This window comes from Streptomyces sudanensis (genome assembly GCF_023614315.1).
Lineage (GTDB): Bacteria > Actinomycetota > Actinomycetes > Streptomycetales > Streptomycetaceae > Streptomyces > Streptomyces sudanensis.
Genome location: NZ_CP095474.1, coordinates 1,397,122 through 1,404,571 on the forward strand (window position 1 = coordinate 1,397,122; position 7,450 = coordinate 1,404,571).

5 protein-coding genes and 1 pseudogene are annotated in these 7,450 nt (G+C 77.0%); 4 read left to right on the forward strand and 2 right to left on the reverse strand.

All coding sequences use genetic code 11. The annotated features are described in order from the left end of the window. The first annotated feature begins 326 nt into the window (after positions 1-326). Both MW084_RS06405 and MW084_RS06410 read left to right on the forward strand, forming a co-directional pair. Positions 327-2,378, forward strand: a complete 2,052-nt coding sequence (locus MW084_RS06405; RefSeq protein WP_010468948.1) for a penicillin acylase family protein — start codon at positions 327-329, stop codon at positions 2,376-2,378. Further along, positions 2,375-2,953 (forward strand): GNAT family N-acetyltransferase, encoded by a 579-nt coding sequence (locus MW084_RS06410; protein ID WP_010468950.1) that lies wholly within the window; start codon positions 2,375-2,377, stop codon positions 2,951-2,953. The genes MW084_RS06405 and MW084_RS06410 overlap by 4 nt, the downstream gene beginning before the upstream one ends. A gap of 62 nt (positions 2,954-3,015) precedes the next feature. On the opposite strand, the gene MW084_RS06415 is transcribed toward MW084_RS06410, so the two are convergent. Then, the gene (locus MW084_RS06415; protein WP_029553319.1) at positions 3,016-4,116 is read right to left on the reverse strand and encodes an amidohydrolase family protein; all 1,101 of its coding nucleotides are present in this window, start codon (positions 4,114-4,116) and stop codon (positions 3,016-3,018) included. Between the two features lie 95 nt (positions 4,117-4,211). Here MW084_RS06415 and MW084_RS06420 point away from each other — a divergent pair, with 95 nt between their 5' ends. Beyond that, on the forward strand, positions 4,212-5,321 hold the full coding sequence (locus MW084_RS06420) for a pyridoxal-phosphate-dependent aminotransferase family protein (RefSeq protein ID WP_010468954.1): 1,110 nt from the start codon (positions 4,212-4,214) through the stop codon (positions 5,319-5,321). A gap of 94 nt (positions 5,322-5,415) precedes the next feature. Here the strand turns inward: MW084_RS06420 and MW084_RS24490 are convergent. Then, positions 5,416-6,299 (reverse strand): annotated as a pseudogene (locus tag MW084_RS24490) (LysR family transcriptional regulator); the annotation flags it as partial. Positions 6,300-6,830: 531 nt separating this feature from the next. Between MW084_RS24490 and ectA the strand changes: the two are divergent. Beyond that, a complete protein-coding gene (gene ectA, locus MW084_RS06425; RefSeq protein ID WP_029553320.1) occupies positions 6,831-7,367 on the forward strand; it encodes a diaminobutyrate acetyltransferase in 537 nt (178 codons plus the stop codon). Positions 7,368-7,450: the final 83 nt, after the last annotated feature.

Consider the following 7,450-nt stretch of genomic DNA (forward strand, 5'->3'; position numbering starts at 1 on the left):
GCCCCTCCCCGGCGGCCGTACCCGGGCACCACCCCTCCGCCGGGCCGCCGGAGCCGGGCGCACCCGCGCGACGATCCGCCGCCGGAACCGGACGTACCCGCGCGACGATCCGCCGCCGGAACCGGGCGCACCCGCGCGACGATCCGCCGCCGCCGGCGGCGGTCCGGAACACCGGCCCCCGGCGGGGAGGTGGGCGCGCCGGCCCCCGGACCGGCTCCGCCCCGGGGCGGGGCCGCCGGCCACGGCCGTGCGCACCGCACCGGATTGCTTCTCCGGTCGCCGTGATCTAAGTTAGGTCAGCCTTACCTAAAGAGATCAGGACGAGTGTGAGCATCGAGGTCTACCGGGACCCCTGGGGCATCCCGCACCTGCGCGCCGGGGATCCGCGCGAACTCGCCTACGCCCAGGGCCGCGTCACCGCCCGCGACCGGGCGTGGCAACTGGAGGTCGAGCGGCACCGCGCCCAGGGCACCACGGCCGCGTTCCTCGGCCCCGAAGCCGTCGAGTGGGACGTCTTCGCCCGCCGCGCCCGGCTGGCCGACACCGCCCGGCGCTGCCTCGACCGGCTGGACGACGACACCCGCGCCTGGGTCTCGGCGTACGCGGAGGGGGTCGGCGCGGGCCTCGCCGAAGGCGCCCGCCGGAGCCGCGAGTTCGCGGACACCGGCCTCGAACCGGGCGCCTGGGAGCCCTGGGTGCCGCTGGGCGTCTGGCTGTCGACCCACATCCTCTTCGCCGGCTTCCCGACCAAGCTGTGGCGCGAGCACGTCGCCCGCACGCTCGGCGACGAGGCGATCGAACTGTTCGCCACGGACGGCCCCGGCACCTCCGGCAGCAACGGCTGGCTGGTCGACGCCGGCCGGACCGCCACCGGCGCCGCCCTGCTCGCGGGCGACCCGCACCGGTTCGTCGAGGCGCCCGGCGTCTACCAGCAGATCCGGCTCGCCTGCCCCGAGTACGACGTGGTCGGCCTGGCCGTGCCCGGCGTCCCCGGCCTCGCGCACTTCGGCCACACCGGCACGGTCGCCTGGGCCATCACCAACGCCATGGCCGACTACCAGGACCTCTACCGCGAGCGGCTGCGCCGCCGCCCCGACGGCACCGCGGAGGCGCTCGGCCCGGACGGGTGGCGGCCCGCCCGCGCCCACACCGAGACCGTCGAGGTGAGGGGCGCCGACCCGGTCGCCGTCGAGGTCCTGGAGACCGAACGGGGCCCGGTGATCGTCCCGGACGACGGCGAGGGCGGCGCGATCAGCCTGCGCCACCCGCCCCGCGTCACCGGCGAACTGGGCTTCGCCGCACTGCCCGCGCTGCTCGCCGCGCGGACCGTCGGCGACGTGGACCGGGCCCTGGACCGGTGGGTGGAGCCCGTGAACGTCGTGCAGGCCGCCGACACCCGGGGCGGCACGCTCCACCGGGCCGCCGGGCACGTCCCCGTGCGCCCCCGGGACAACATGCTGCGCGTCGTACCGGCGTGGGACCCCGCGCACACGTGGCGGGGCCGCTTCGAACCGCTCCCCCGGGCCGCCGTGGACGGCTTCGCCGTGATGGCGAACGCGCGCGGGCTCGCGGCGCCGCTGGGCGTCGAGTTCGCGCCGCCGCACCGGGCCGAGCGGATCACCCGGCTGCTGGAGGCCTCGGAGGAGTGGACGGCGCCGGACATGGCGGCCGTGCACACCGACACGCGGCTCGCCTCGGCGCGTCCGCTGCTGGCCCTCGCCTCCCGCCTGGACGGCCTCTCCGCGGAGGCGGCCGCCCTGCGCGACCGGCTGCTGTGCTGGAACCGGCGCATGGACGCCGACAGCACGGACGCCGCGCTGTACGCCGCCGTGCGGTCCGGGGTCGTGCGCCGGATCGCCGCGCACCCGGTGTTCGCCGCACTCCGGCGGCTCCCGGCGTACCCGGCGCTGTTCGCGCCGTGGATGGCGCCGGTCCCGCGCGTCGCGTACGCCCTGGAGACCCTGCTGACGTCCGGGCCCGTGCCCCCCGATGACCGGGCCGGCGCCGTGCGGGCCGCCCTGGAGGAGACCGCCGCCGCGCCCCCGGCCGGGCCGTGGGGCGCCACGCACCGGCTCGCCCCGTGGGCCGCGCTGCCGGACGGGGACGACGCCGCGTGGCCCGGCCTGGACGGCGACCACGACTGCGTGCTGTCCACGTCGAGCGTGCCCGGCGTCACCGACCGCAGCGCCCGCGGCCCGGCCGCCCGCTACGTGTGGGACCTGGCGCGCCGTGAGGACAGCCTGTGGGTCGTGCCGTTCGGCGCGTCGGGCGTGCCCGGCGACCCCCACGAACGCGACCAGCTGCCGCTGTGGCTGCGCGGCGGGCTCGTCCCCGTGACCACCGACTGGAACCGGCTCGACAAGGAGCACCCCGCATGACCACCGGCACCGAACCGCGCCCCGCCGTGTACGAGCACGCCGTCGACGGCTTCGGCACGGTCCGCCTCGTCCCGGTCGACCCGGACCGCGACGCCGCGCTGCTGCACTCCTGGGTCGGCGAGGACCGCGCCCGGTTCTGGGGCATGCGGGACATGAGCGTGGAGGACGTACGGGACGTCTACGCCCACCTGGACTCGCTGACCACCCACCACGCCTACCTGGCGCACCGCGACGGCGTGCCGGTCGCGCTGTTCCAGACCTACGACCCGGAGGCCGACCGGATCTCCGAGTGCTACGAGGCGCTCCCCGGCGACATCGGCGTCCACCTGCTGGTGGCGCCCGCCGCCACGCCCGAACCCGGCTTCACCGCGCACCTGATGGAGGCCCTCGTCGCGTACTGCCTGAGCGGTCACCGGCGGATCGTGGCGGAACCGGACGCGGCGAACGCGAAGGCCGTCGCGCTGCTGGCGCGCAGCGGCTTCGAACTCGGCCCGGAGGTGGTCCTGCCGGAGGTCGTCCTCCCGGAGGTGCGCCTCGCGCAGAAGCGGGCGCGGCTGGCGTTCCTCGGCCGCTGAGGCCCCGCGGACCCCGGGGTGCGGGCCCCGCGGCCGTACGGCCGGCGCGGGGCCCGCGGGGGTCACAGGACCACGCGGCCGGCGAGGACCACCCGCCGGGGCGCCGCCAGGACGCGCACGTCGGCGCGGGGGTCCTCGTCGTAGACGACCAGGTCCGCGGGGGCGCCCTCCTCCAGGGAGGGGCGCCCCAGCCAGGCGCGGGCGCCCCAGGCCGTGGCGGACAGCGCGTCGAGGGCCGGGATGCCCGCCTTGACCAGCTCGGCCACCTCGGCGGCGACGAGCCCGTGCGGGAGGGCGCCGCCCGCGTCGGTGCCGACGAAGACCGGGACGCCCGCGTCGTAGGCGGCGCGGACCGTGTCGTAGCGGCGCTCGTGCAGCCGGCGCATGTGGTCCGCCCAGCGCGGGAACCTCCCCTCCCCGCCGGCGGCGAGCCGCGGGAACGTGGCGATGTTGACCAGCGTGGGGACGATCGCGACCCCGCGTTCCGCGAACAGCGGGATCGTGTCCTCGGTGAGGCCCGTGGCGTGCTCCACGCAGTCGATGCCCGCCTCGACCAGGTCGCGCAGGGACTCCTCGGCGAAGCAGTGGGCGGTGACGCGGGCGCCGAGCCGGTGGGCCTCGGCGATGGCCGCCTCGACCTCGGCGCGCGGCCAGCAGGCCGTCAGGTCGCCCACCTCCCGGTCGATCCAGTCGCCGACGAGCTTCACCCAGCCGTCGCCCCGCCGGGCCTCGCGCGCCACGTACGCGACGAGGTCGGCGGGCTCGATCTCGTGGGCGTAGTTGCGGATGTAGCGGCGGGTGCGGGCGATGTGCCGGCCCGCGCGGATGATCTTCGGCAGGTCGTCGCGGTCGTCGATCCACCGGGTGTCGGCGGGTGAACCGGCGTCGCGCAGGAGGAGCGCGCCCGCGTCCCGTTCGGCCAGGGCCTGCTTCTCGCTGGTCCCCGCGTCCACGGCGCCGTGCGCGTCGAGGCCGACGTGGCAGTGCGCGTCGACCAGGCCGGGCAGCGCCCAGCCGGTCACCGTGCGGACGTCGGACGCGTGGACGCCGGTGGGCCGGGTGTGGGCGACCCGGCCGTCGACGACCCACAGTTCGTCGCGGACGTCCTCCGGGCCGACGAGCACCCGCCCCTTCACATGCAGTACCGCCCTGGGATCGCTCATGCCCCGCACTGTACGAGGGGCTGGGTACGCTCGGCAGGGCGCCCCTCGCCCCGGCGGCGCGGGCGAACGCACGAGACGTGAGGAAGGCAGCCGACATGACCCAGCCCCACCCCCTCCTGGACCTGCCCCCGCTGACCGCGGACCGCTTCGCCGGCGTCGAGCGGCGGGTGGCGGCCCTCCTGGACACCGCGCAGGACGTGGTGATCGCGCAGGGCGAGGCGCTGCTGCCGCTGGAGGGGTGCGTCCGCGGCGGCGCACGGCCCGGCTCGACCGCGCTGAACATCGTGACCGGCCCGTACGGGCAGACGTTCGGCCACTGGCTGCGCGACTGCGGGGCGGCGGTGGTCGACCTGGAGGTGCCGTTCCACACGGCGGTCGCCGCCGAGGACGTGGAGCGGGCGCTGGCCGCGCACCCGGAGACCGACTTCGTGTCGCTGGTGCACGCGGAGGCGGCGACCGGCAACACCAACCCGGTCGCGGAGATCGGCGAGGTGGTGCGGGCGCACGGCGCGCTGTTCATGCTGGACGCGGTGGCGTCGGTGGGCGCCGAGCCGCTGCTGCCCGACGCGTGGGGCGTCGACCTGTGCGTGATCGGCGCGCAGAAGGCGCTGGGCGGCCCGGCGGGCGTCTCGGCGGTGTCGGTGAGCGGCCGGGCGTGGGAGCGGTTCGCCGCCAACCCGGGGGCGCCGCGCCGCTCCTACCTGTCGCTCCTGGACTGGAAGGAGCGGTGGATCGACACCGGGCGGCGGGTGCTGCCGCACGCCCCGGCGCAGTTGGAGATGCTGGCGCTGGAGGCGTGCCTGGAGCGGGTCGACGCGGAGGGCGGCCTGCCGGTGCTGGAGGCCCGCCACGCGTCGGCCGCGGCGGCGGCCCGGGCCGGGGCGGCGGCCCTGGGCGGCGGCCTGGAGCCGTACGTGCGCGAGGCGGCCGAGGCCGCGCCGGTCGCGACGACGCTGCGCGTCCCGGCCGGGGTGGACGCCGCCGACCTGGTGGCGCGGGCGCTGGCCGCGGACCCGTCGGCGCCCCTGGCGGCGGGCGGCGGGGCGCTGGCGCGCGAGATGGTCCGGGTGAACCACTACGGGCCGGCCGCCACCCCGGAGGCGGTGGGGGCGTCCCTGACGGCACTGGGCGCCGCCCTGGCGGACCTGGGGCGTCCGGTGGACGCCGAAGCGGCGCGGGCGGCCGTGGCGGAGTCCTGGCGCTAGGCGCGACCGCGGGGCCCCGCGGTCGCGGGCCGGCCGTGACACCCCGTCAGCCGGGGGCGGTCCCGGCCGTGCGCGGGGCCGGCGCGGGCGGGNNGCCCCGCTGCGGGAGGCCGGTCCGCGCGGCGGTCCGGCCGCGGTGAGCGCCTCCAGCAGGGCCGCGACGGCCGGGGCGGGGCGGCCGGGGCGAACAGCCAGGGAGACCGGGACGCGGGGCGCCCCGAGCGGGCGGAACACCAGGCGGCGGTCGCGCGGCAGGGGTCCCGCCGGGTGGAACACCGTCCAGGACGGTTCGGCGGCGGTGGCCAGGGCGTCGAGGGTGGCCCGGAGGGTGGTGAACGGCGGGCCCGGCGTCCAGTCGGGCAGGACGGACACGACCAGGTCGTACAGCGCCGGGTCCGTCTCGCGGGGCACCAGGCGCAGCGGCAGCCGCGCCAGCCGGGACGGGTGCGGCTCCTCCAGCGAGGCGAGCGGGTGCCCGGCCGGCAGGGCGGCGAGCAGCGGTTCGGTCCACACGGGGTGGAGCACGACCCCCTCGGCGCGGCGCACCGTCCGGACGAGCGCCGCGTCGAACGTCCCCGAGCGGACGGCGGCCAGGCGCCCTTCCTGCGGCGCGCGCTCCAGCCGCACCCGTAAGCCGGGCCGGCGCTCGGCGAGGGCGCCCGTCGCCCGGTACACGCGGTCGGCGAAGGCCCGGCTGCTGCCGAGGCGGACCAGTCCCTCGGTGCCGGCGGCGACGCCCGCGGCGGTCTCCCGCACCCGGCCGACCGCCGCGAGCGCGGCCCGCACCCCCGGCAGGAGGTACTCGCCGGCGGCGGTGAGCCGCAGGCGCCCCGGCGGGGAGCCGCGGTCGAACAACCGCAGGTCCAGTTCGCGTTCCAGTTCCCCGATCCGGTGGTCCACCTCGGCCTCGGCCGCCCCCAGCCGCTCGGCCGCGGGCCGAAGGCCGAACTCCTCGGCCACCGCGACGAAGTACTCCATCTGACGCAGTTCCACGGCCGCACCCACCCGCCCCTCGCTGTTCGCCGCCGACCCGGATCCGGCGCGCAACGGCCCGCCCCATGTTCACGGGTGCCCGGACGGCCGGGCACGCACACGGCACGCGGCCCGTCCGGGACGGCCGGTCGGGGACGAAAGACGGCGGCAAAGCCGCGCGGGGCGCGGACGACGTGTTCCGCCGTCGGCTTCTCCCGTCGACGTGCGGACACTTTCCGCGCGCATTACCCGCACATTATCTCGGATGGCCCACCGGCTTCTCCTGCCCTGTTTTCCCGACCATAAACAAGGAACTCGGCAAGAGGTCCGCCGCTTGTCCGACGGGCCGCCAGGAGGGCGGAAACGGTGTGATCGATTCCACATCGCGGGGTTTTTGTACGGAAATTCCGCCTGAAAGGACCTGCGCCTTCTCCCCTTCAGCCCGCGTTGCGCGCACGCGTGATAACACGTCGGCACTTTCCACCCAAGGCCCTGCGCCGATGCAATCCAAGAAATTGCTGGGTAAGTTCCCTTCGCATGACCGCCGCACAAGCAGACCTTGCACGTGCCCGACACGAATTCATGGAAAGCCCTCGCCTCGAGGACGGGGCCGCGATCTGGCGGATGGCCCGCGACTCCGGGGTGCTGGACCTGAACTCCTCCTACAGCTACCTCCTGTGGTGCCGCGACTTCGCCGCCACCTCCCTCGTCGCACGCGGCGGGGACGGGGAGCCGGTCGCGTTCGTCACCGGCTACCTGCGGCCCGACCGCCCCGGGACCCTGGTCGTCTGGCAGGTCGCCGTCGACCACGGGCACCGCGGCCGCGGACTGGCCGCGGCCCTGCTGGACACGCTGACCGACCGGCTCGCCGACCGGGGCGTCCGCACCGTCGAGGCGACCGTCACCCCGGACAACACCGCCTCCGACCGGTTGTTCACCTCGTTCGCCGAGCGCCGCGGCGCCGCCCTGGAGCGCGAGGTCCTCTTCGACGGCCGGCTGTTCCCGGAGGGCACCCACGAACCCGAGGTGCTGTACCGCATCGGACCCGTCGACGGCACCGGCCGGCCGGACTGAGCCGGCGCGGCCCCGCGCCGCCCACCGAACGCCTCCCCCTTCGCCTCACCCCAGGAGTCATCAGCAGTGACCATCACCCAGCC

Coding starts and splice junctions, on each gene's coding strand:
- MW084_RS06410 (WP_010468950.1), top strand. CDS start 2,375: ATGACCACCGGCACCGAACCGCGCCCCGCCGTGTACGAGCACGCCGTC.
- MW084_RS06420 (WP_010468954.1), top strand. CDS start 4,212: ATGACCCAGCCCCACCCCCTCCTGGACCTGCCCCCGCTGACCGCGGAC.
- MW084_RS06415 (WP_029553319.1), bottom strand. CDS start 4,116: ATGAGCGATCCCAGGGCGGTACTGCATGTGAAGGGGCGGGTGCTCGTC.
- ectA (WP_029553320.1), top strand. CDS start 6,831: ATGACCGCCGCACAAGCAGACCTTGCACGTGCCCGACACGAATTCATG.